We start from the raw sequence: 21,841 nt of genomic DNA, 5'->3' as shown, positions 1-21,841 counted from the left end.
AGGGGGACCGGCGACTACATGAACGGGGCATGATTTGTCGTTTTCACGCCGTGCCGTGCTGCGCGCACCGGCCAAGGCGCTCGTGAAAGCTATCGCTAAAGCTCTGCTGAAAGCACTCGAGGCCCGCGACCGGCGGCGGGCCCGCACAGCGCCGCCACGCAGCGGCCACGAGGTCCGCATCCTGTTGCTCCACGCGAACGGCATGGGCGGCACGATCCGGACGGTGTTCAACCTCGCGGGGCACCTCGCGCGCACCCGCGACGTCGAGATCGTCAGCGTGGTGCGGGAACGCGAGACGCCGTTCTTCCCCGTCCCGCCCGGAGTGCGCATCCGCTACCTGGACGACCGGTTGCCCAGGCGTAAAGGTCTGCTCTCGCGCTTCCCCAGCAGGCTCGTCCCGAAGGACGAGGCGGCCTACCACAGGTTCTCCCTGCGGTCCGACGTGAAGCTGGTCCGCTACATCCGCTCACGCCGCCGGGGCGTCCTCATCGGCACCAGGCCGGGCCTCAACCTGATCACCGCCCGGATCTCCCCGCCAGAGATCATCACGGTCGGGCAGGAGCACGCCAACCTCGCCTCCCACGAGCCGGGGGTGCGCGCCCGGATCCGCCGCCGGTACGGCAGGCTCGACGCCCTCGTCACGCTGACGCGGGCCGACCTGCGGGACTACGAGCGCGTGTTACGGGACAGGCCGGCCGTCCTGGCGCAGATCCCGAACGCGGTGACCCGCCTCGGCGGCGGCCCGTCCCCTCTCACGGACAAGACCGCCGTCACCGTGGGCCGCCTGAGCTACGTCAAGGGCTATGACCTGCTGATCCGCGCCTGGGCCCACGTCGCGGAGCGGCACCCCGACTGGACGCTGCGCATCTTCGGGAACGGATCGCGCCGCGCGAAGCTCCAGGAGTCGATCGACAAGCGCGGCCTCACGGATCGTGTCTTCCTCGAGGGCTCCGTCGAGGACGTCGGGGCCGAACTGGAGAAGGCGTCCATGTTCGTGCTGAGCTCCCGGCGCGAGGGCATGCCGCTGGTCATCCTGGAGGCGATGAGCAAGGGCGTCCCGGTGGTGAGCTACGACTGCCCCACCGGCCCCGCCGAGCTGATCACCGATGGTCACGACGGCCTGCTCGTCAAACCCGGGAAGATCCACGCGATGGCCGACGCGATCCGCGCGGTCATCGAGGACGAGGAGCTGCGCGGCAGGCTCGCCGCCCACGGCCTGGAGACCGCCGCGAAATACGACCTCGACGTCATCGGCGCCCGATGGGACGAGCTGCTCACCACCCTGGTGGAAGGCCGCACCGGCGAACAGGGGATCACGCTTGCGCCATCAGCCGCTGGGCCAGCGCCCGCACCTCGCCCCTGAGCTCGTCCGGCCTGATCACGGTGAACGGCCAGCCGAGCCCGGCGAGGAGCCGCGCCATCCCGTCCAGCCGGTCAGCCCGGCCCGTCATCCGAACTCCCGCGTTCTCCCCGCCGGGCCCGTTCACCTCCACGAGCGTGGCCACCGACGGGGGGATCCGCCGCCGGGCCTCCTCCATCGTCGTGGCGAGCACCACCTCGACCTCATGCCGGTACGGCACGCCCGCGAGGGACTCCATAACGTGGCGCACGGGGTCGAACTCGCCAGGAGGGGAGAACGCCACGTCCGTGGCCTCGGCGCGGCTCACCCGGTCGATCCGGAAGGTCCGCACCTCGCCGCTGCGGTGATCATGCCCCGTCAGGTACCACCGGCCGGAATGGAACACCAGGCCATAGGGATCGGCCTCCCGCTCGCTCTCCGAGCCCGAGAAGGAGCGGTAGGCCAGCCGTACCCGCCGGCGGCGACGAGCCGCGTCCGCCAGGGTGAGCAGCGCGGCGGCGCTCGGCCGGCGAGGCGCGGCGGTCCCGGGCGCCCGGGAGGTCATGTCCAGCGTCTCCTCGACCGCGCGGACGCGGTCGCGCAGCGCCTCCGGAAGCACCCGCTGGATCTTGGCCAGCGCACTCTCCGTCGCCGTCACCCCCACCGACAGCCCGGTTCGCCGGCCGGCCAGCAGCCCCAGGACGACGGCCGTCGCCTCGTCGTCGGTCAGCATGAGCGGGGGCAGCCTGTACCCCGGCATCAGCCGGTATCCGCCGTACCTCCCCCGCCCGGCCTGGACCGGAACACCGAGGTCCGCCAGCCGTACGGCATAGCGCCGCACGGTCCGCTCGTCCACCTCCAGGCGGGCCGCGATCTCCGGCCCCGTCAGGCCGGGACGAGCCTGGAGCAACTCAAGGAAGGCGAGCACGCGATTCGTTGACATATCAGGACCGATTTTGCCCTGATTCGGGCCTACCGTCGAACCCATGACGACATACGTACTGGTCCCCGGTTTCTGGCTCGGCGCGTGGGTGTGGCAGGGCGTGGTGGCGCCGCTCCGCGCGGCCGGGCACGCGGTCTTCCCCCTCACGCTCACCGGCCTGGCAGACCGGTCCCATCTCGCCGCACCGGACCTGACCCTGGACACCCACATCGACGACATCACCAACCTGCTCGCCTTCGAGGACCTGCACGACGTCGTCCTGGTCGGGCACAGCGGCGGCGGCGCGGCGGTGACGGGCGCGGCCGACCGGGCCGCCGGCCGGATCAGCCGAGTCGTCTACCTCGAGAGCGGCCCGGTGCCGGACGGCGCGGCCCAGATGGACCTGTCCGGACGTGAGCTGGTCGAGCGGCGGGTCGCCGGCGGCTGGCGCTACCGCTTCCCTTCATGGGCGGAGCTGGAGGAGTCCGGCGTGAGCACAGAGGGGCTGGGGGCGCCCGAGCGGGAGCTGATGACCGCGCGGGCCACCGGCCAGCCGCTCGGCACGATCACCCAGCCGCTGTCCCTCACCGGCGCCTTCGACAAGCTGCCCAAGGCACTGATCAGCTGCTCGTTCCCCCTGGAGCGGGTGAAAGCGGGGATCGCCTCCGGGGATCCGTTCTTCGCCGGACTGGCCGGGCCGGAGTGGGACCTGCACGAGCTCCCCACCGGCCATTGGCCGATGCTCTCCCGCCCCGCTGATCTGGCTGTTCTCCTGGGCAGGATCAACTAATACCGGCGGCCTTTACACTGTAGATCACAAGTATGGGACATTTGTCCCACACAAGGCTGGATCGTTGGATCTACTGGCGGAGATCGCGCCTTTCTAGCGTTGCGGCCATGGACAGCAACGCTGTGTCACTGACCTCGGTGACCAAGAACTTCGGGCCGGTGCGAGCCGTGGACGGCCTCACGCTCGCCATCCCCCGTGGCCGCACCGTGGCCCTCCTCGGGCCGAACGGCGCGGGCAAGTCGACCACCATTGGCATGCTCCTCGGCCTCGTCCCGCCCGACTCCGGGCACGTCTCCCTGTTCGGCCACGACCCCGAGCGTGCCGTACGGCTGGGCGAGGTGGGCGCGATGCCCCAGGAGGGCGGCCTGATCCCGAGGGTCACTGTCGGGGAGCTGCTGAGCTTCGTCGGCGGCACATACGCCGCTCCCCTCCCCCTCGGCCAGGTGCTCGCCCTGGCGCAGATCGCCGATCTCCCCGACCGGCGGGTGGACAAGCTGTCGGGCGGCCAGGCCCAGCGGGTGAGGTTCGCCATGGCCCTGATCGGGGACCCAGAGCTGATCGTCCTCGACGAGCCCACGGCCGCTCTCGACGTCGAGGCCAGACGCGAGTTCTGGGCCGGCATGCGCGGCCTGGCCAGCAAGGGCAAGACCATCCTGTTCTCCACCCATTACCTCGACGAGGCCGACGAGCAGGCCGACCGCGTCGTCGTGATCAACCGTGGGCGTGTGGTCGCGGACGGCACCAGTGCGGAGATCAAGCGAGTGGTTGCACTGACCACCGTGAGCGTGACCGCCGGCGGCGAGGTGGCCTGGCTGGGCCGCCTGCCCGGCGTCCGGCGCCTGGAGGTCCGGGGCGACCGGGTCCGCCTGCGCAGCAGCGACCCCGACGCCACCGTCATGGCCCTCGCCGAGGCGGGAGCCGTACGGAACCTCGAAGTGACCCCCGCCGATCTGGAGGACGCCTTCGTCGCCCTCACCGCCAAGGAGACCGTGTGATGTCAGGACTGATGGGATACATCCGGCTTGAAATGATCAGGACCGTGCGCGACGGCGGGTACGTCATCTTCGGCATCGCCATGCCCGTCGTCATGTACCTCGTCTTCACCAATCTCGGCCTGGCGCCGGGCGACAGGCACTACGCGGCGGTCTTCACCATGGTCAGCATGGCCGCGTACGGCGCGCTCGGCGGCGCGTTCAACAACGGCACGGGAATCGCCGAGGACCGGGCCGCGGGATGGCTGCGCCAACTCCGGCTCACCCCGCTGACGCCCGCCCAGGTGGTGACGGGCAAGGTCGTCACCGGCGTGGCCGGGGTGGTGCCCAGCATCGCGGCGGTGCTGCTCACCGGCGCGCTCGTCAACCACGTCACGCTCGCCCCCGGCCAGTGGCTGTCCATCGTGGGCCTGCTCTGGGCCGGCACGATCCCGTTCTCCCTGCTGGGACTCGGCAACGGCTACCGCCTGACCGGCCAGACCGCCGCCATGGCCAACGTCGCGACGCTGCTCAGCCTTTCCATCATCGGCGGCCTCTGGGTTCCCACCACAGGGTTCCCCGGGTGGCTGCGGGCGATCTCGGGGTGGACGCCGTCGAACAGCTACGCGTCCCTGTCCTGGCATATCGCGTTCGGCGAGGCGCCCACGCTCCGCGAGGTGGCGATCCTGTGCGGCTGGCTCGTGGCCTTCGGCCTGTACGCCGTGTACGGCTACCGCCGCGCCGCGCGGACGGCCTGACGTCTGTGGAATCATCACACCAGATGAACGCGGACCGGGACCACTGGATGAATCCGCTCGGCGAGGGCGAGCGGGGGCCCGACGCCAAGGGCATGGTCGTGTGGGTCGCCCTCACGGGCGGCCCGGTGTGGGACATCGCGGAGGGCAGGTCCCACCCGCTCTGGCTGGCCGTGCCGGGGGCGTGCGCCGCGGCGGTGCTCTATCTCGTCACGATCCACCTCGCCTTCGCCGACCGGCGGCGGGCCAAGTGGCGCGCGCTTCCCGTCCTTGCCGCGGTCGTCGTCGCGGACGTCGTCGCCTTCCAGGGGAACTGGCTTTACCTGCTGGTCATGCTCTCGATCGCCGGGGGCGTGACCCTGCGCGGCCGGGAGCTTCCCCTGCTCCTGTTCGCGCTCTGCGCGGCCGCGCTGGCCATCCGGCTGACGACCGGAGGCGCCCTCGCCGACTCGCTGTCGCTCGTGTGGGGCGTCTTCACCGCGGGGATCATCCCGGCGATCATCATCCGGCTGTGGGAGGCCATCCGGGAGCTCCAGCGCACCCGGGAGGAACTGGCCCACGCGGCGGTCGCCGAGGAGCGGCTGCGCTTCTCCCGTGACCTGCACGACCTCCTCGGCCACACGCTGTCGGTCATGGTCGTGAAGGCCGAAGCCGTCCGCCGCCTGGCTCCCCGCGACGCGGAGGCGGCGGCGCGGCAGGCCACCGACATCGAGCAGATCGGACGGCAGGCGCTCACCGAGGTCCGGGCGGCCGTGACGGGCTACCGGGGGCGGGGGCTCACCGCGGAGCTGGAGTCGGCCCGCACGGTCCTCGCCGACGCCGGCATCGCCCTCACGATCCGCACCCCTGTCGTACGGCTTCCGCCGGAGACAGACGCCCTGCTCGGCTGGGCCGTACGGGAGGGTGTCACGAACGTCATCCGGCACAGCGGCGCCGGCACATGCGAGATCGACCTGTGCGGCACGCAATCGGCCGGCACCGAGTCGTCCGGCACCGAGTTGTCCGGCGTCGGGCTGGACGGCGTCGGGCTGGACGGCACGGGGGCGGGAGACCTGGACTTGGACGGTGGGGCGGAGCTCGTGCTGCAGATCCGCGACAACGGCCGCGGCGGGCACGCGGACCACGCGGTCCCTCCGAATCCGCAGGGGAACGGCCTCGTGGGGCTGCGCGAGCGGGTTGCGGCCGTGGGCGGGACGATGGACGCCCGAGCCCTTCCCGGCAAGGGCTTCCTGCTGCGGGTGGCGGTGCCGCAGGAGCCCTGTCAGCGGGGAGAGCGCGTGTGATCAGGGTGCTGCTCGCCGAGGACCAGGGCATGATGCGTGGCGCCCTGGCCCTGCTTCTCGGGCTGGAGGACGACATCGAGGTCGTGGCGCAGGTGCCGTCCGCCGACGCCGTCGTGGCCGCCGCCCTCGACGCCCGGCCCGACGTGGCGCTCCTCGACATCGAGATGCCGGGCGGCAACGGGCTCGACACCGCCGCCGAGCTGCGGGAGAAGCTGCCCGGCTGCAGGGTGCTGATCCTCACGACGTTCGGGCGGCCCGGATACCTGCGCCGGGCGATGGAAGCGGGGGCCTACGGGTTCCTCGTGAAGGACGGGCCGGTGGAGGAGCTGGCCTCGGCGATCCGCCGCGTCCTCAAGGGCGAGCGGGTGATCGACCCCGCGCTCGCGGCTGCCGCGCTCAGCACCGGCTCCAGCCCCCTGACGGACCGGGAGCGCGACGTGCTCGCCGCGGCGTCCGACGGCTCGACGATCGCCGACATCGCGGCCCGCCTCCACCTGTCGGAGAGCACGGTCCGCAACTACCTGTCGTCGGCCATCGGAAAGACCGGCACCCGCAACCGGATCGAGGCGGCCCGCCTCGCCCGGCACAACGGCTGGCTCTGACGCCCGTTCTCTTGCTCGGTTCCTCGACGGCTTCCCACTGCGCCTCCACCGCGGAGCGGCGCTGCCTTTCTGTCAACCGGAGCGGAGTGATGTGATAAGCGCGGCGATGGCATCGAGGATGCGGTCGAGCCCGTGCTGGAAGCGCTCGCCGGGGGCGACGTGCGCGGTGTGGGAGTCGAGAATCGATCGGCTGAACAGCGGGAAGGCGCCCGATTCGACGACTTGGCGCACGTACGGCCCGATGTAGTCCCGCTTCCAGCGCTCGGGGTCCAGGCCGGTACGACGGGCCTCCTCCAGCCAGCCGATCTCGCGGCGGTTCGCTGTGGATGTAGTCGTTGAGCATGCCGACGAAGCCGGTGATGTCGTCGATGTCCAGGCCGATCTGGGGCTCCGTGCTGCGTCACCTCCGGCTCGGCGACCACACGTTCGGTGGCCTTCGGCTCCTTGGCCGGCGCCCGCACCGTCTTCTCCCCGCCCGAAACCGCCAGGAGTTCCGGGCCCTATTGGACGTCGAACTCGTTGCCCTCCGGGTCGGCCATGGTCACGTGGTGCGATCCCGGCTCCTGGACCGTCCACAGGACCGTGGCGCCGAGCCCTTTGAGCCGGTCCACCTCCGCGTCGCGGCGCTCGGGCCCGGCGTGCAGGTCGATGTGGAGCCGGTTCTTTACGGTCTTCGGCTCGGGCACCGCCTGGAAGAGGATCCGCCGCCCGAGGCCGATGCCGCTCTCGGGATCGACCGGGTCGTCAGGGTGCCGCACGGCCTGAAGGCCCTTCCACGCTTTTCCGTCGGCCGTGAGCCCGCTGTCCGTGATGACGCCGAGCCCGAGGAGCCGCTCTATCAACTCGCTGTTGTCCTCGACCTCGTAGCCGAGGGCCTCGGCCCAGAACGCCGCCTGCCGGTGGGGATCGGCGCAGTCGACGACGAGTTTCCAATGAAGGGTCATTCACCTACTTATACTCGAACCTCAGGTCCTTACCGCCTGCGGTGGATCTTTTTGAATTCCTGATTTCAACCGGTCGTCAAACCGGTCGGTCCAGCGGTCGCGGTACCGCTCTATCCACGCCGACGCGCCAGGCTGCAGGGCCTCAGGGTTCGCGGGCGCGGAGGTAGGCGTCCAGGTCGGCGGCGCCCTTGAGCATGGCGCGGCCCCGGGCGGACAGGCGGGCCTGCCAGTCGCGCAGGGTCGACTCCAGCGGGGCGACGCCTCCGGCGGAGCGGACCTGAGCGATCAGCGGGGCGATCTGCTCCAGCAGGTAGCCGCCCCGCCTGAGCTGGTGGGCCAGCCGGACGTCCCGTACGTCGGCCGCGCTGTAGATCCGGTAGCCCGTCTGCGGATCACGGCGCGGCCGGACCAGCCCGGCGTTCTCCCATTTGCGCAAGGTGGCAGGGCGGATGCCGAGCCTCCTGGCCAGGGGGCCGATGAACGTGTCGCCGCGCTCCTGCGGCACGGGCGCCAGATCGCGGAGCGCGGCTTCGACGGCCTGGAGGGTGCGGCGGTCGTCGAGGAGTTGGCCGTGGCTCTCGTCGATGAGCCGCAGCGCGTCCTCGGTGGCACCCCGGTTGACCGCCTGCATGATCGACGTGGCCGTCTGGTGACCGTGCCCGGGCACGAGGGCGAGGAACGCGCGCAGGGCTTGCGCGTGCAGCGGCGTATAGGTGCGATAGCCGTGGACGGTGCGTTCGGCGGCGGGCAGGATGCCGGCGTCCTCGTAGTTCCTGATCGCCTGGGTGGACAGGCCGTGCTCGCGCGCCAGGTCCACTGGCCTCAAGGATGCATCACCGATTGAGGGTCCATCGCGATGAGAGCGGGGATATCTAGGTAAAAGTCTACAGCGTTGGTTCAACGATACCGTTGAAGGTATGGATATCAAGGACACGGCCCGGCCGCTCGATGGTGCGGGCGTCTCGGCGTTCCTCCAGTCGCTTCCCGCCAAGCCCCTGCTGCTCGGCCTGGGCGAGGCCAGGCACTTCGTGGAAGAGCTGGGCGAGTTGCGCAACGAGATCTTCCGGCATCTGGTCGAGCACGAGGGCTACCGGTCGTTCGCCATCGAGAGCGACTGTCTCATGGGCCTCGTGGTCGACGACTACATCACGACGGGCGCGGACACGCTCGATGACGTCATGGAACGCGGCTTCAGCCACGGCTTCGGCGCGTCACCGGCCAACCGCGAGCTCGTGCGCTGGATGCGGGAGTACAACGAGGAGCATGGCGAAAAGCTCCGGTTCTACGGCTTCGACGGGCCGCTGGAGTATTGGGCCGCGAGCCCGCGCCAGGCGCTCACCGCCCTCTACGCCCTCCTCGACGGTCCGCTGCCCTGTACCAGGGAAACCCTCGACACGCTGCTCGGCCCGGACGACCGGTGGACGAACGAAGCCACGGTCATGGACCCGTCCCAGTCGATCGGCCAGTCCGCCGACGCCCAGCGGCTGCGACTGATCGCCGACGACCTGATGGCGCTGCTTGACACGCAGACGCCGCGGCTGAGCGCGGAGGACAGACAGAGGGCGGCGCTGTACGGGCGCACCGCCACCGGCCTGCTCCGCTACCACCACTGGATGGCCGACACGTCCCCGGCCCGGATAGCCAGGCTGTCGGGCCTGCGGGACGCGATGATGGCCGCCAACCTGCGTGCCGTCGCCGAGCGCGGCCCGGCCCTGGTCTTCGCCCACAACCTCCACCTGCAGCGGAACAAGAGCTTCATGCCGCTCGGCGACCAGTTGCTGGAGTGGTGGAGCGCCGGGGCGATCACCCAAGCGCACCTGGGCGACCGGTACGCCTTCCTGGCCTCGGCCCTCGGCACGGCCGGCGACAACACCCCGCCCCCGGACACCGTCGAGGGAGTCCTGTCCACGCTCCCGTGGGACCACTCTCTCATCGACGCCCGCCGCCTGGCCGAGGCCATCACGAGGCCCGCCCCGCGCATCTCCCACGATTTCCGCTATTTCCCGCTGGACCCGGCCCAGCTCGACATGATCGACGGCGTCGTCTTCCTCAAGCAGGCCGTCAGGCTGGGTTGACAGGCACGTGCGTGTCAGGCTCTGCCGACACGCACGCGCATCAATCACACCATCCATGCCCGCCCCCTCACCAAAGGCGGCGGGAGCGCGGGTCGGCCCCCGAGACCACGTCGTCAGGTGGCGGCCGCCTCCACGTCGAGCGCGTCGAGCTCGGCCCACAGCTCCTCGGGGATCGGATGGCGGAACGCCTCGAGGTTGGCGCGCACCTGGGCGGGTTCGTGCGCCCCCAGCAGGATGGACCGTACGGCCGGATGGCGGAGGGGGAAACGCATGGCCGCCGCGGCTATGGGCACGCCGTAACGGTCGCACAGCGCGGCGATCCGCCGCACCTCCTCCGAGGCGCCGGGGCCGGGCGCGGCCAGCTCGCCGCGGTGGAACAGCGCTCCGGCTACCACCGTGATGCCGCGCTCCCAGCAGAGCGGCAGCAGCTCGTCGAAGGCGGACCGGCGCAGCAGGGTGGCCTGGTTGGCGGCCAGCAGGACGTCCGGGTCGGCGTGTTTCACGAAGTCGACGAGCATCCGCGACTGGTTCATGCCGACCCCGATGGCCCGCACCACCCCCTGATCACGCAGTGCGGCGAGCGCCGGGAACGCGGAGTCGATCGCCTGCCGCCAGTGGTGGTCGGGGTCGTGGATGAACAGGATGTCGATCCGGTCCACGCCGAGGCGGTCGAGCGACTCCGAGACGCTGCGCAGCACCCCGTCCCTGCTGAAGTCCCACTCGACGTGCCGGTCGTTGGAGACGGCGAAGATGGGCGGGGCTCCGGGGCCGGGCCGGACGAGCCGGCCGACCTTGGTGGACAGCACGTAGTCGTCCCTGGGCACGCCGCGGAGCACCCGTCCCATCCGCTGCTCGGCCAGGCCGACCCCGTAGAAGGGCGCGGTGTCGAAGTACCGGATCCCCTCCTCCCAGGCGGTCTGGACGACGGCCTCCGCCTGGGCGTCGGAGATGGGCCGGAGATAGTTGCCGAGAGGCCCGCCGCCCAGCCCCACCTCGGACAGCTTCAGCGGCTCCTTCACTGGCTCCGTCATTCGGCACCCACGCCGTCGACGGGCTCCAGATGCAGCCAGGTCGTGACGACCTCGGAGACGGCTTCGAGGTGGTGGTCCTCCCCCGCCTCGACGATGAGCACGTCACCCGCCGAGAAGTCCTCGGCCGTGCCGTCGATGTGGACCCGCCCCGAGCCGGACAGGATGAGGAAGATCTCCGGATCCGGATGGGTGTGCGGCCCCTCGTCGTGGCTCACCTCGCCGGGCACGAGCGTCGAGACGCCGCCCCCTTCCACACGGTAGCCAGGCAGCCCCACACCCGAGCCGAACGCCGCCAGCGTGCGTCTACGCATTGACCCCTGCTTCCTTGGCCGCCTTCTCTATGGCGGCCAGCTCGTCGTCGGTGAAGTCGAGCCGGTCGACGGCCGCGACATTGGCCTCGAGTTGCTCGGGCCTGCTCGCGCCGACCAGCACGGACGTGATCCGGTGGTCGCGCAGCGCCCAAGCGAGCGCGAGCTGGGCGACGCTCTGGCCGCGCCCGGACGCGATCTCGCCGAGCGCGCGGACGAAGCCGAGCACCTCCGGGGTGATCCGGTCGGGCGTCAGGAAACGGCCGGCGCTGGCCCGGGACCCCTCCGGGATGCCGTCGAGGTAACGGTCGGTCAGCATGCCCTGGGCCAGCGGCGAGTAGACGACGCAGCCCATGCCCTCCCTCTCCAGCACGCCGAGCAGCTCGTCCTCGATGCGGCGGTTCAGCAGCGAATAGGCCGGCTGGTGGACCACAAGCGGGGTGCCCAGCTCGCGCAGCGCCCGGGCGGCCTCGGCCGTGCGGTCGGGGCGGTAGTTCGACACGCCGGCGTACAGCGCCCGGCCGGACCTGACGATGTGATCCAGGGCGGCCGCCGTCTCCTCCAGCGGCGTGGAGTCGTCGTCGCGGTGCATGTAGAAGATGTCGACGTGGTCGAGCCCCAGCCGCCCGAGCGACCGGTCGAACGCCGCGAGCACGTGCTTGCGGGAGTTGCCGCTGCCGTACGGACCGTCCCACACGGGGTTGGAGCTCTTCGTGGAGACCACGATCTCCTCGCGGCGCAGGCCGAGATCGCGGAACAGCGTGCCGAAGTTGCGTTCGGCGGCGCCGATCGGCGGCCCGTAGCGGTCGGCGATGTCGAAATGGGTGATGCCGAGGTCGAGGGCCTTCCGCAGGATGGCCCGCTGGCCGTCGAGGGGGTGCTCGTCTCCGAAGTTGTGCCAGAGGCCGAGGGAGACCGCGGGGAGTTTCAGGCCGCTGCGGCCAGTCCTTCTGTACGGCTGGCGTTCGTAGTTCACCATGTTGTCGGCAGGACGCCTCGCCGTACGACAGCGAGGAGGAATGCCATCCCTCCTTCGGGGTTCCAGTCGTCGGAAATCAACGTCCCGCGATCCCGGTCAGCGTGACGCCGCGGATGAAGGTCTTCTGCGCGATGAAGAACAGCACCAGAATGGGCAGCATCGAGAGCAGCGCGACCGCCATCATCTGGTTGTACTGGGTGGCGTACTGGCCGGAGAACATGCCGAGCCCGAGGGGAAGGGTGAACTTCTCCGTCGAGCGGATGTAGATGACGGGCTCCAGGTACTGGTTCCAGTTGCTGACGAACGAGAACAGGCAGATGGCCGCGATCGCCGGTTTGGACAGCGGCAGCATGACCGTCCAGAGGATGCGCAGCTCGGAGGCTCCGTCGATGCGGGCCGCGTCGATGAGCTCCTGCGGGATCGTGGTGAAGAACTGGCGCAGCAGGAAGATGTAGAGCGCCACGCCGAAGAACTCCGGCACGATGAGCGGCAGGTACGTGTTCACCCAGCCGAGCTTGGAGAACAGGATGAACTTCGGCACCAGCGTGATCTCGCGGGGGATCATCATGGTGGCGAGCATGGCCGCGAACAGCACGCCCGCCCACCTCGCCCGCATCCTGGCGAAGGCGTAGGCGGGGAGGACGCACGAGACCAGGTTACCCAGCATCGACAGCGCGGTGATCAGGACGGTGTTCACCAGGAAGGTGGTGAACGGCAGCGACCCCGACCAGCCGCGCGCGTAGTTCTCGAAGTGGAAGGAGTCGGGGATGAACTGCGGCGGAAACGCCAGGTTGTCCTCGTCCGACTTGAGCGAGGTCGTGACCATCCACAGGAAGGGCAGCACGAAGATCGCCGTGCTGATGACCAGGAGCACGTAGGCGCCCGAGCGGCGGATCCTCCTGATCCGCCGGGCCTGCTCCCGGGTCGGGGCCGCGCGCCGCGGTCCGGACCCGGCGGTCACGGCGTCGGCCGCCTCGACGGCCATGGTGGTCCCTCTCATTTGAACTCGTAGTGGACCCAGTGCCTGGCCAGGCGGAACTGGACAAGCGTTACGGCGATGACGATGGCGAACATCGCCCAGGACAGGGTGGCCGCGTAGCCCATGTCGAAGTAGACGAACGCGTTCCGGTAGATGTAGAGCCCGAGCACCATCGTGGCGTTGCCGGGGCCGCCCTCGGTCATGACGAGGATGAGCACGTAGCCCTGGAGGCTCGCGATGAACCCGGTCACCACGTTGAAGAAGATGACCGGCGACATCATGGGCACCGTGACGCTCCAGAACCGGCGCCACCAGCCCGCGCCGTCGATCTCGGCGGCCTCGTAGAGCGTCTTGGGGATGCCCTGCAGCCCGGCCAGGTAGATGACCATGGTGTTGCCGGCGCCCCACACGCTCATCAGGACCAGCGCCGGGATGGCCCACTCCTGCGAGGCCAGCCAGCCGGGGCCCTCGATGCCGGCCATGGCCAGCAGCTTGTTGATCAGGCCGTAGTCCGGGTGCAGGATGTTCAGCCACAGCAGCGCGGTCGCCAGGCCCGACACGACCGACGGAAGGTACATCACCGTGCGGAACAGGCCCTGGAAGCGCAGCGGCTGGTTGAGCAGCAACGCCAGCAGGAACGTGAACGTGACGCCGAGCGCGACGGACCCCACGCCGTACTGGAAGGTGTTCCCGATGGACTCCCAGAACTCGGGGTCGCCGAACATCCGCCGGTAGTTCGCGAGGCCGACCCACTCCGGGCTCCTGAGCAGGTTCCAGTCCATGAAGCTGATCACTATTGCGGCGACGATCGGCCCGGCGCTGAACAGGACGAACCCGATCAGCCAGGGCGACACGAACCCGTAGAATCGCCGCGCCTCGCGGCGGGCCAGCGTCGTGTGGCCCCGCCGCGGGAGGGTGAGCGCGGTCATCAGGCGATCTTGTTCTCGGCGAGCAGCGGCGTGACCTTGTCGGCGATCTCGCGGAGCGCGGACTCGAGGTCGGTCTTGCCGAGCATGGCCCGCTCCCAAATCGGCTTGGCCGTGTTGACGACCTTCTTGTTGGCGGGCAGCTTCATCACGCCGTCGGTGGAGGCGTAGTCGGCCAGCACCTCCTTGACCAGCTTGGCGACGTCCTGCGGGATGCCGAGGGCCTCGGCGTTGGGCTCCCAGGCCGACTGCCGGGCGGGCGCGCTGATCCTGCGGAACTGCTGCCCGGTCGAGGACAGGAACTCGTGCATGTAGATCCAGGCGGCGTCCTTGTTCTGCGACGAGGCCGGCATCACCAGGGCGCTGCCGACGGCCGGGGTGAACCGTCCCGCGGGGCCCTTCGGCACGTGGGTGGCGCCCCACTTGAACGCCTTCTGCTTGGACAGCTCGGTCATCAGCCAGGCGCCGTTGATGTGCATGGCCGCGTGGCCCGTCTTGAACGGCTCGACCTTCTCCAGGAGCTGCAGCTCGGCCAGGCTCGGCACGGCCTTGTCCTTGAGCAGCAGGTCGAGCCACATGCCCATGGCCTTGGCCGCCGCCGGCTCGGTGATGAGGACGGCCGACTCGTCGGCGTTGAGGAACCGGCCACCGTACGGCATGAGGAACAGGGGCGACAGATCGGGCGCGGGGATGGGCATCGGCGAGAACCCGTAGACCTTCTCGGCGCCCGACCCGCTCGTCAGCTTCCTCGCCGTGTCCATCATCTTCTCGACGGTCCAGCTCTCGTCCGGATGCTTGATCCCGGCCTTGTCGAACAGGTCCCCGTTGAAGAACAGAAGTTTGGGCGCCATGTCGGTCGGCAGGCCGTAGAGCTTGCCGTCGCGCTGGAAGTAGCCGAGGGCCTTCACAGGCAGGTCGTCCATGTCGAACGACGGCGTCTTGGAGACGTAGTCGTCCAGCGGGTGCAGCACGTTGTTGGCGATGAAGTTCTGCGTCCAGGAGTAGTGGTTGTACATGACGTCGGGCAGCACGCCGCCCGCCGCCTGCGCCATGTATTTGGTGAGGAAGTCGTCGATCGACGGCGAGATCTCGCGTTTGACCTCGATGTTGGGGTGCCGCTTCTTGAAGAAGAAGTCGAACTGGGTGTTCCGCACCTCGGCGATGACGTCGGACGTCATCGCGACCGTGATGGAAACCTTCGAGGCGGGGTCGGCCACGTCGGTCTTCGGCCAGGTCAGCGAGTTGTTGAGCGCCTCGGCCTCCTCGAACGGCCAGGTCTCGTTGCCGGGGCGGTTCGGGTCCAGCGTCGGCACGCCCGACTTGACCGGGGCGGCCGCCTGCTTCTGCTTCCGCGTGTCTCCGGCGCAGGCGCCCAGCACGGGCACCGCCGCGGCGGCCACCGCGAGAGCCAGCATGCGGCGGCGGTTCAACTGCAGCCGATTCAGGTCCGGGAGATTTCTGTCCATGGGGAGTGGCCCTTTCACAGGAAGAGCTCTATGACCGGCACCGCCACATCTGGGCGCCGCACCGGGAGCTGGAGGGTGAGCGTGCCGTCCGGAAGCGCCGAAAGCCGGGTGTGGCCGCTGTCCACGGAAGGGTCGGGGATCAGCGTGCGGATCTCGGAGGCGTCGTTGAGCAGCTGCGCGTATCGCACCCGCCCGGCCAGCCCGGGCAGGTGCAGGTGCCGGTACGGCCAGCTGAACAGGTGCACGTACAGCCGGTCGCCGGCTTGTGTGTAGCGGCAGTCGGGCGGGGCCTGATACGCGCTGGGCCCCGCCCCGTAGATGGAGCGGCCGTGCAGCCGCATCCACTCCCCGATGCCCCGGAGCGTCGCCAGCGCCCGGGGTTCGAACTCGCCGCGCCCGTTTGGTCCGACGTTGAGCAGCAGGTTGCCGTCCTTGGAGACGGTGTCGACGAGCATGCGGACGAGCAGGTCGACCGGCTTCCAGTCGAGGTTGTCCCGGTCGTAGCCCCAGCTTCCGTTGAGGGTCTGGCAGGCCTCCCAGACCTCCGCCACGGGACCGGTGGGCTGATACTGCTCCGGGGTGACGAAGTCGCCGGGCACCTCCAGCCGGTCGTTGATCAGCGCGCCCGGCTGCAGCCTGCGCACCAGCTCGACCAGCTCTTCGGAGCGCCAGTCGGCCCTGCCCTTGCCGCCGGGTGTGAGCTCGCCGCCGCGCCGCCGCGCCGAATAGGAGAAGTCAAACCACATCGTGTCGATGGGGCCGTAGCGCGTGAGCAGCTCCTCCACCTGTCCGTGCAGATAATCCGCGTATTTACTGATGTCGCGGCCCTCGTTGGAGACGCCCTCGGTGTAGGCCGGATGCAGCCCGTCGACGGGGAAGTCCGGGTGGTGCCAGTCGATCAGCGAGTGGTAGAAGCCCACGCCCAGGCCTTTCGCCCGGAACGCGCCGACGATCGGCCCCACCAGGTCCTTGCCGTACGGCGTGCCGGTCACGCAGTAGTCCGTGAGCGCCGAGTCCCACAGGCAGAACCCGTCGTGGTGCTTGGTGGTGAGCACCATGTAGCGCATGCCCGCGCCCTTGGCCGCCTCCGCCCACGCGTCCGGGTCGAACAGGTCGGGCGCGAACCGCTCGAAGTACACCCGGTATCGCCCGTCGGTGAGGCGCTCACGCTGCTTGACCCACTCGTGGCGGGCCGCGAGCGCGTAGAGACCCCAATGGATGAACAGACCGAAGCGCTGCTCCCGGAACTCCGCCAGTCGAGCCTCAAAGGTCCGATGATTGGTGTTCACATTTGTGAACGATGTCTCTCTATGTGACCGGTCGGGCATGGCCGTACCGTAGACGCGGCTATTAACTTCGTCAAGAATTGAATTGCAACTTCTTGCAACTTATGGTTAACCGCACTGTGAGGGCCAGTAAGCCCTAATCCTCCTACGTTTCTCCTCGTCATGCCTCCGGCGAAAGCGCCCTGACCGCTCTACGCGAAAGGAACGGTGGACATGCCCGACTGGACTCTCAGTGCCGGCGAGCTGACCGCGGTGGTCGCGCTCTCGCCCTCGGGCGAGCTCACCCTGGCCGTACGGCGGGGCGGCGACGAGGTCGTGGCGCCGTCACGGCTGGGCATCCGCGCCGCGCACGAGGATCTGAGCCGCGACCTGGCCTTCGACGGCATCTCCAGCAGGGATGTCGACGAGTCGTACACGACGCTGGTCGGCAAGCGGCGGGCGCACCGATACGTCGCCACGGAGTGGACGCTGGGGTTCACCAAGGGCGGGCACCGGCTCGACCTGCAGGTCCAGATCTCCGGCCAGGGCGTGGCCTACCGATACGTCGTGCCGTGGCGAGGCCCCGTGACCGTCTGCGAGGAGGTGTCCGAGTACGTCATCGCGCCCACCGCCCGTGCGGTGCTACTGCCGTACGAGAACGGCAGGTGCGACTACGAGGAGATCCACCGTCACACGACCGCCGGGACGGCCGAGCCGATCCTCTACGGGTACCCGTCGCTGTTCCAGGTCGACGGCACGTTTCATATCGACGGCACCTGGCTGCTGGTCACCGAGTCGCGGCTGGACGGGACGTACGCGGGCTCCCGGCTGCGGTTCGACGGCGACGCGTTCCGGCTCGACCTCCCGGACCCCTATGTCACGGCGGCCAGCCCGCTCGTCACCCCATGGCGCACGATGATCATCGGTGACCTGTCCGCGATCGTCGGGAGCGACCTCGTCACCAGCCTGGCGGAGCCGTCCCGGCTCGACGACACCTCCTGGATCAAGCCGGGCGCCGCCGCCTGGTCGTGGTGGTCCGACGCCCCCTCCACCCGCGACCTGGAGGCGCAGAAGCGGTGGGTCGACTACGCCGCCTCCCAGGGCTGGCCGTACCTGCTGGCCGACGCGGGCTGGAACAAGGAGTGGATGCCCGAGCTCCTCTCCTACGCCGCCGGGCGGGGCGTCGGCGTCTTCCTCTGGTCGCACTGGCAGCACCTCGACACCGAGCTGGAGTTCCGCGAGAAGCTCGCGGTCTGGAAGGAGTGGGGCGCCGCCGGGGTGAAGATCGACTTCACCGAGTCCGACGGCCAGGACCGGATGCGCTGGTTCGACGCCATCCTCGCGGCGACCGCCCGGCTGCGCATGATGATCGTCTTCCATGGCGGCACGATCCCGCGCGGCACCGAACGGACCTGGCCGCAGTTCATGACCGCGGAGGCGGTCAAGGGCGCCGAGTGGATCAAACCCAAGCCCGGCAAGGAGCCGATCTACCCGCCCACCCACTACCTCTCGCTCGCGTTCACCCGCAACGTGCAGGGCCCGATGGACTTCACGCCCTGCACGTTCACCGGCGTCCGCGCCATCTCCGCCGGGTTCGAGCTGGCCCTCGCGGTCATCTTCGAGTCGGGCGTCCAGCACTTCGCCGACAGCGTCGAGTCGTACGAGTCACGCCCCGAGGCGCAGCGGTTGCTGGCGCGGGTCCCCACCGCGTGGGACGACACGAGGCTGCTGTCCGGCGACCCCGCAGACCACATCGTCATCGCCAGAAGAAGCGCGGGAAACGGCGCGGGAGACGGCGCGGGAGACGGCGAGGAGTGGTATGTCGGGGCGGGAGTCTCCGGGCCGGCCCGGACGATCACCGTGCCGCTCACCTTCGCCGGCGAGGGCGAGTGGGCGGCCGACATCTATCGGGACGCGCCGGACGACCGGATCGTCATCGAGACGGTCAGCGTGACCGCCGGGGGCAAGCTCGACATCCCCGTCGCGTTCAACGGCGGCTTCACGGTCCACCTCAGGCGGACCCCGTAGGGCGCACCGGTGCGCACATCCAACAACCACCTGTTCACCGGCACCCGTTCGACCGCGTCCGTCCCGAAGGACGGGCGCAGCATCCCCTTCCGGCACGTCAACTTCGAGCAGCGGGAACTCTCATGAATAAGCACGGTTTACGAATCGCCGGGGCACTGTGGGCGTGCGCGCTCCTGGCCGTCGCGACCCCGGCGGCCGCCGACCCCACCCCCACCACTTCGGAGCAGGGCGCCGCCGGTGAGCGCGCGCCGCACTGGGAGCTCCGCTGGAGCCCCCAACCCTGGCGAGACGGCGTCGGCGCCTTCGAGGCGCGTGAAGACGACCGGCGCGGCTCCGACCCCGAGGGCGCGCCGCACGTACGCGTGGACCGCAACGCCTACCGCTTCGACTCGCACGTCATCGACCGCGACGGATCCGACCGCATGCGCAGCGAGGTCAGAGGGATGCGGACGAGCGACGGCAGGGCGCTCGAAATCCGCAAGGACGAGACCTGGCGGATCAGCTACGACATGTACATCCCGGACACGTTGGACGCGACGAGCCAGTTCACCCACATCTGGCAGATGAAGACGTCCGACACCAGCACCCCCGTGGCGCAGATCTCGCTGCCGATCAAGAGCGGCGTGCCGTCGATCGAGGCGCGTTACTGGATCCAGAACGAGAACGCGCACCCGGTGGGCTTCACCGCCCTCGAACCGCTCCAGAACAAGTGGATCTCCACCACGCTGGAGTTCAAGTCGTCCGACGACGGCTACATGCGCTGGATCCTGCGAGACGGCCCTCGGACGATCGTCGACCAGCGCGTCGACCACATCGACCTGTGGTGGACCGAGGAGCAGTACAACCGGCCCAAGTGGGGCGTCTACCGCAGCATCAAGAGCACCGGTCTGCAGGACACCTACCTGCTCATCAAGGATCTCAAGGCGTGGCAGCTGGGCCGGGCGACGCCGCCCGTCAAGCTCCCCCCGCCCGACCGGAGCCCCGGGGCGTACGAGGCCGAGCGCGTCGGCAACGTCTTCGAGGGCGCGGCGGAGGCCGCCTACTGCGCCGTCTGTTCCGGGGGCCGGAAGGTCATCCTCATCGGCGGCAACGTCTACGACTACGCGGTGGTCAAGGGCGTGCTGTCGGAGACGACGGCGACGAAGCAGATGACGATCCACGCGCTGGTGGACGGCACGCAGTCCTACCTGGTCAGCGTCAACGGCGCCAACGCGGTCGAGGTGCCCATGACGGGCACCGCGGGCACGGTGACGACGGCGACGGTCCCGGTGAACCTGGTCGCCGGCGTCAACACGATCAGGTTCTACAGCCACACCGCCCGGTCCCCGGAGCTCGACAAGATCGTGATCAGCTGATCCGGGGGACGAGTTCCAGCAGCCCTCCGGTCGGCACCGTGACCGGGTGGACGCCGGGGGTGAGCGAGAGGACGCTCTCGCTCACCGTCCGTCCCCGGCAGTCGACGACCCGGAGGCCGGCCACACAGGCCTCGCGGACGTCGAGCAGGACCTCGGCCGAGGAGTCGGCGTTGGCCACCAGCAGCGTGCGGGCGGGCGGCACCTCGATGGGCAGCGGCGCGTAGCGGCCGACGATCACCGTGTCGTCGTCCCGGGCCCGCACCAGCGGGTAGCCCAGGTCGGGCCGGGCGGGCTCGAACACGCCGCCCTGCAGCACGGCGGCGTTCCGCCGGAAGAAGCCGAGCCAGAACGTAAGCGCCGCCTCCTGCCCGGGCGTCAGCGCGGTCAGGTCCGCCGAGATCTGCGGCACGGCGAACAGCACGTTGATGAGCTGGGCGGCGACCCGCTCGGGGCTCTCCGAGAAATGCCACATCAGCATGTCGGCGTGTACGGCGAGCGGCCCGGCCACCAGTCGCAGGTCGACGGTGCGCTGCCGGTTCTGCGCCGGGCTCAGGGGGCAGTCGGACGCGCGGATCATCGTCGCGTACGGCCACAGGCCCGGGCTGACGTACGGCTGCCGCAACTCCACGAGCACACGACCACTCGAAACGCGGTGGCCGAGCCGCTCCCCGAGTTCGGCCAGCAGCCTCCGCACCCCCTCGGTCACCGTCGCGCAGTCGGCCTCCGGGCCGGGCGGCGGGGGGTCCGGGATGACGAACTGGTCGATGAAGTCGATTTTCAAGCCGTCCGCGTGCCACTCGTTCACGGCCCTGGCAAGGTGGCCGCACAGCAGGTCGCGGACGGCGGGATGGCGCGGGTCCACCACGACCGCGTCCATGTGCTCCTTGTACGCCAGCGCGTACGGCTGGACCTGGTCCCACAGAGCGGTGTGGCGTCCGACGAACGGCAGCGCGTACCACAGGAGGTAGGCCGTCCCGCCGTCCCGCACCCGCGCCACATGACCCGACATATCAGGAAAAGAGGTCGTTGACGGGTGCCATTCGCCGACGTAGCCGTAGCCGCGTCCCCGGTCGTCGCTGTGCCAGCCGTCGTCCACGATGATCGTGTCGCAGCCGAACCGCTTCGCGGCGGCCGCCTGCCTCTCCACGGCCTCGGCGGTCACATGCTGCTGCATGGCGTACCACGTCGAATAGACAGGCATCCGCGCGACCTCCGGCACGCCGGGCCGGGAGTCCCACTGCTCCGCCCACCACGCGGCGACGTCGGCGAGGGCGTGCGAGAACGGCCGGCCGCCGAGGTCCAGCCGGAGCACCAGCGCGTCGCCGGGGCCCGCCTCGTGCTCGGCCCAGAACCCGAACTCGCCGGTCTCCTCCACGACTCCCGTCCTCATCGTGACCGGCCCGACGACCTCGCGGAGGGCGAAGGCGCACAGCGACACGTCGCCCGCGCCGACCAGGCAGCCCACGGGGGCGCCCTTCTCCAGCGACACGGTGCGCGGCCGGCGCCAGAACGGCGGGAGCCCGCGATGCTCGCCGCTGTCCGGTGTCCAGAACGCCGTCGCGGCGACGCACGGCAACCGCCAGGCCACCCGCACCACGGAGGCGACGGCGGATTCGACGCGGACCTCCGCGACACCATCGGCGGCCCGATGAACGATCCAGGACAACTCGGCGACGCCTGTGACGTCGAGGATCAGCTCGGCCCCGCCCGCGAACAGTCCTGTGGGCACCCGCGCCTCGGCCGTCCCGCCCCGGTCACCCTCATCGTGCGGCTGCCAGATGCCGGGAGCGGCCTGTGACGTGCTCCGGGAGTCCCCCGTCAAC

21 protein-coding genes are annotated in these 21,841 nt (G+C 69.9%); 9 read left to right on the top strand and 12 right to left on the bottom strand.

Annotated elements, in window-relative coordinates; genetic code table 11:
- Positions 1 to 82 precede the first annotated feature (82 nt).
- Positions 83 to 1,363 carry a glycosyltransferase family 4 protein gene (locus N5079_RS09010; RefSeq protein WP_261583138.1) on the top strand — a complete coding sequence of 427 codons (1,281 nt, stop codon included), beginning with the start codon at positions 83 to 85 and terminating at the stop codon, positions 1,361 to 1,363.
- Here the strand turns inward: N5079_RS09010 and N5079_RS09005 are convergent.
- Entirely contained in the window at positions 1,314 to 2,282 is a 969-nt protein-coding gene (locus tag N5079_RS09005) for a helix-turn-helix transcriptional regulator (protein ID WP_261583137.1), read from the bottom strand. The two genes, N5079_RS09010 and N5079_RS09005, sit on opposite strands and share 50 nt — an antisense overlap.
- Positions 2,283 to 2,325: 43 nt before the next feature.
- On the opposite strand from N5079_RS09005, the gene N5079_RS09000 reads away from it, so the two are divergent.
- From N5079_RS09000 to N5079_RS08980, 5 genes are all read left to right on the top strand, one after another.
- Entirely contained in the window at positions 2,326 to 3,051 is a 726-nt protein-coding gene (locus tag N5079_RS09000) for an alpha/beta hydrolase (protein WP_261583136.1), read from the top strand.
- 107 nt (positions 3,052 to 3,158) lie between these two features.
- On the top strand, positions 3,159 to 4,046 hold the full coding sequence (locus N5079_RS08995; RefSeq protein WP_261583135.1) for an ABC transporter ATP-binding protein: 888 nt from the start codon (positions 3,159 to 3,161) through the stop codon (positions 4,044 to 4,046).
- The gene (locus tag N5079_RS08990) at positions 4,046 to 4,780 is read left to right on the top strand and encodes an ABC transporter permease (protein WP_261583134.1); all 735 of its coding nucleotides are present in this window, start codon (positions 4,046 to 4,048) and stop codon (positions 4,778 to 4,780) included. Before N5079_RS08995 ends, N5079_RS08990 begins: the two co-directional genes overlap by 1 nt.
- 23 nt (positions 4,781 to 4,803) lie before the next feature.
- Positions 4,804 to 6,060, top strand: coding sequence for a sensor histidine kinase (locus N5079_RS08985; protein WP_261583133.1), 1,257 nt, complete (start codon positions 4,804 to 4,806; stop codon positions 6,058 to 6,060).
- Entirely contained in the window at positions 6,057 to 6,662 is a 606-nt protein-coding gene (locus N5079_RS08980; RefSeq protein WP_261583132.1) for a response regulator transcription factor, read from the top strand. Before N5079_RS08985 ends, N5079_RS08980 begins: the two co-directional genes overlap by 4 nt.
- Positions 6,663 to 6,734: 72 nt before the next feature.
- On the opposite strand, the gene N5079_RS08975 is transcribed toward N5079_RS08980, so the two are convergent.
- From N5079_RS08975 to N5079_RS08965, 3 genes are all read right to left on the bottom strand, one after another.
- Positions 6,735 to 6,893 (bottom strand): hypothetical protein, encoded by a 159-nt coding sequence (locus N5079_RS08975; RefSeq protein WP_261583131.1) that lies wholly within the window; start codon positions 6,891 to 6,893, stop codon positions 6,735 to 6,737.
- Between the two features lie 269 nt (positions 6,894 to 7,162).
- On the bottom strand, positions 7,163 to 7,606 hold the full coding sequence (locus tag N5079_RS08970; protein WP_261583130.1) for a VOC family protein: 444 nt from the start codon (positions 7,604 to 7,606) through the stop codon (positions 7,163 to 7,165).
- 142 nt (positions 7,607 to 7,748) lie between these two features.
- Entirely contained in the window at positions 7,749 to 8,432 is a 684-nt protein-coding gene (locus N5079_RS08965) for a TioE family transcriptional regulator (protein WP_261583129.1), read from the bottom strand.
- A 91-nt stretch (positions 8,433 to 8,523) separates the two neighbouring features.
- Between N5079_RS08965 and N5079_RS08960 the strand changes: the two genes are divergently transcribed.
- Positions 8,524 to 9,681: an erythromycin esterase family protein gene (locus N5079_RS08960; protein WP_261583128.1), complete on the top strand. Its 1,158-nt coding sequence runs from the start codon at positions 8,524 to 8,526 to the stop codon at positions 9,679 to 9,681.
- Positions 9,682 to 9,794: 113 nt separating this feature from the next.
- On the opposite strand, the gene N5079_RS08955 is transcribed toward N5079_RS08960, so the two are convergent.
- From N5079_RS08955 to N5079_RS08925, 7 genes are all read right to left on the bottom strand, one after another.
- Entirely contained in the window at positions 9,795 to 10,712 is a 918-nt protein-coding gene (locus tag N5079_RS08955) for an aldo/keto reductase (RefSeq protein ID WP_261583127.1), read from the bottom strand.
- A complete protein-coding gene (locus tag N5079_RS08950) occupies positions 10,709 to 11,023 on the bottom strand; it encodes a cupin domain-containing protein (RefSeq protein ID WP_261583126.1) in 315 nt (104 codons plus the stop codon). The genes N5079_RS08955 and N5079_RS08950 overlap by 4 nt, the downstream gene beginning before the upstream one ends.
- A complete protein-coding gene (locus tag N5079_RS08945) occupies positions 11,016 to 11,999 on the bottom strand; it encodes an aldo/keto reductase (RefSeq protein ID WP_261583125.1) in 984 nt (327 codons plus the stop codon). The genes N5079_RS08950 and N5079_RS08945 overlap by 8 nt, the downstream gene beginning before the upstream one ends.
- A gap of 76 nt (positions 12,000 to 12,075) precedes the next feature.
- Complete coding sequence (locus N5079_RS08940; protein ID WP_261583124.1) at positions 12,076 to 12,999, bottom strand: carbohydrate ABC transporter permease; 924 nt, start codon at positions 12,997 to 12,999, stop codon at positions 12,076 to 12,078.
- Positions 12,996 to 13,907 (bottom strand): carbohydrate ABC transporter permease, encoded by a 912-nt coding sequence (locus N5079_RS08935; RefSeq protein WP_261583123.1) that lies wholly within the window; start codon positions 13,905 to 13,907, stop codon positions 12,996 to 12,998. Before N5079_RS08935 ends, N5079_RS08940 begins: the two co-directional genes overlap by 4 nt.
- The gene (locus N5079_RS08930) at positions 13,907 to 15,370 is read right to left on the bottom strand and encodes an ABC transporter substrate-binding protein (RefSeq protein WP_261583122.1); all 1,464 of its coding nucleotides are present in this window, start codon (positions 15,368 to 15,370) and stop codon (positions 13,907 to 13,909) included. The genes N5079_RS08935 and N5079_RS08930 overlap by 1 nt, the downstream gene beginning before the upstream one ends.
- Before the next feature lie 14 nt (positions 15,371 to 15,384).
- Positions 15,385 to 16,659 (bottom strand): alpha-L-fucosidase, encoded by a 1,275-nt coding sequence (locus tag N5079_RS08925; protein ID WP_261583121.1) that lies wholly within the window; start codon positions 16,657 to 16,659, stop codon positions 15,385 to 15,387.
- A gap of 210 nt (positions 16,660 to 16,869) precedes the next feature.
- Here N5079_RS08925 and N5079_RS08920 point away from each other — a divergent pair, with 210 nt between their 5' ends.
- The gene (locus N5079_RS08920) at positions 16,870 to 18,663 is read left to right on the top strand and encodes a glycoside hydrolase family 97 protein (protein WP_261583120.1); all 1,794 of its coding nucleotides are present in this window, start codon (positions 16,870 to 16,872) and stop codon (positions 18,661 to 18,663) included.
- A gap of 122 nt (positions 18,664 to 18,785) precedes the next feature.
- A complete protein-coding gene (locus N5079_RS08915) occupies positions 18,786 to 20,018 on the top strand; it encodes a hypothetical protein (RefSeq protein ID WP_261583119.1) in 1,233 nt (410 codons plus the stop codon).
- On the opposite strand, the gene N5079_RS08910 is transcribed toward N5079_RS08915, so the two are convergent.
- Positions 20,011 to 21,840, bottom strand: coding sequence for a glycoside hydrolase family 36 protein (locus N5079_RS08910; RefSeq protein WP_261583118.1), 1,830 nt, complete (start codon positions 21,838 to 21,840; stop codon positions 20,011 to 20,013). The two genes, N5079_RS08915 and N5079_RS08910, sit on opposite strands and share 8 nt — an antisense overlap.
- Between the last annotated feature and the right edge of the window lies 1 nt (position 21,841).

The sequence above is a fragment of the Planotetraspora sp. A-T 1434 genome (assembly GCF_025420585.1).
Classification (GTDB): Bacteria; Actinomycetota; Actinomycetes; order Streptosporangiales; family Streptosporangiaceae; genus JAOEGB01.
Note: the sequence above shows the minus strand (reverse complement) of the source record. Positions and strands in the feature narration are given on the sequence as shown.

Bases quoted from the DNA above. Each gene is read 5' to 3' on its own strand.
- N5079_RS09005 (WP_261583137.1), bottom strand. From the start codon at position 2,282: ATGTCAACGAATCGCGTGCTCGCCTTCCTTGAGTTGCTCCAGGCTCGT.
- N5079_RS09000 (WP_261583136.1), top strand. From the start codon at position 2,326: ATGACGACATACGTACTGGTCCCCGGTTTCTGGCTCGGCGCGTGGGTG.
- N5079_RS08995 (WP_261583135.1), top strand. From the start codon at position 3,159: ATGGACAGCAACGCTGTGTCACTGACCTCGGTGACCAAGAACTTCGGG.
- N5079_RS08990 (WP_261583134.1), top strand. From the start codon at position 4,046: ATGTCAGGACTGATGGGATACATCCGGCTTGAAATGATCAGGACCGTG.
- N5079_RS08985 (WP_261583133.1), top strand. From the start codon at position 4,804: ATGAACGCGGACCGGGACCACTGGATGAATCCGCTCGGCGAGGGCGAG.
- N5079_RS08970 (WP_261583130.1), bottom strand. From the start codon at position 7,606: ATGACCCTTCATTGGAAACTCGTCGTCGACTGCGCCGATCCCCACCGG.
- N5079_RS08960 (WP_261583128.1), top strand. From the start codon at position 8,524: ATGGATATCAAGGACACGGCCCGGCCGCTCGATGGTGCGGGCGTCTCG.
- N5079_RS08955 (WP_261583127.1), bottom strand. From the start codon at position 10,712: ATGACGGAGCCAGTGAAGGAGCCGCTGAAGCTGTCCGAGGTGGGGCTG.
- N5079_RS08950 (WP_261583126.1), bottom strand. From the start codon at position 11,023: ATGCGTAGACGCACGCTGGCGGCGTTCGGCTCGGGTGTGGGGCTGCCT.
- N5079_RS08945 (WP_261583125.1), bottom strand. From the start codon at position 11,999: ATGGTGAACTACGAACGCCAGCCGTACAGAAGGACTGGCCGCAGCGGC.
- N5079_RS08940 (WP_261583124.1), bottom strand. From the start codon at position 12,999: ATGAGAGGGACCACCATGGCCGTCGAGGCGGCCGACGCCGTGACCGCC.
- N5079_RS08935 (WP_261583123.1), bottom strand. From the start codon at position 13,907: ATGACCGCGCTCACCCTCCCGCGGCGGGGCCACACGACGCTGGCCCGC.
- N5079_RS08930 (WP_261583122.1), bottom strand. From the start codon at position 15,370: ATGGACAGAAATCTCCCGGACCTGAATCGGCTGCAGTTGAACCGCCGC.
- N5079_RS08920 (WP_261583120.1), top strand. From the start codon at position 16,870: ATGCCCGACTGGACTCTCAGTGCCGGCGAGCTGACCGCGGTGGTCGCG.
- N5079_RS08915 (WP_261583119.1), top strand. From the start codon at position 18,786: ATGAATAAGCACGGTTTACGAATCGCCGGGGCACTGTGGGCGTGCGCG.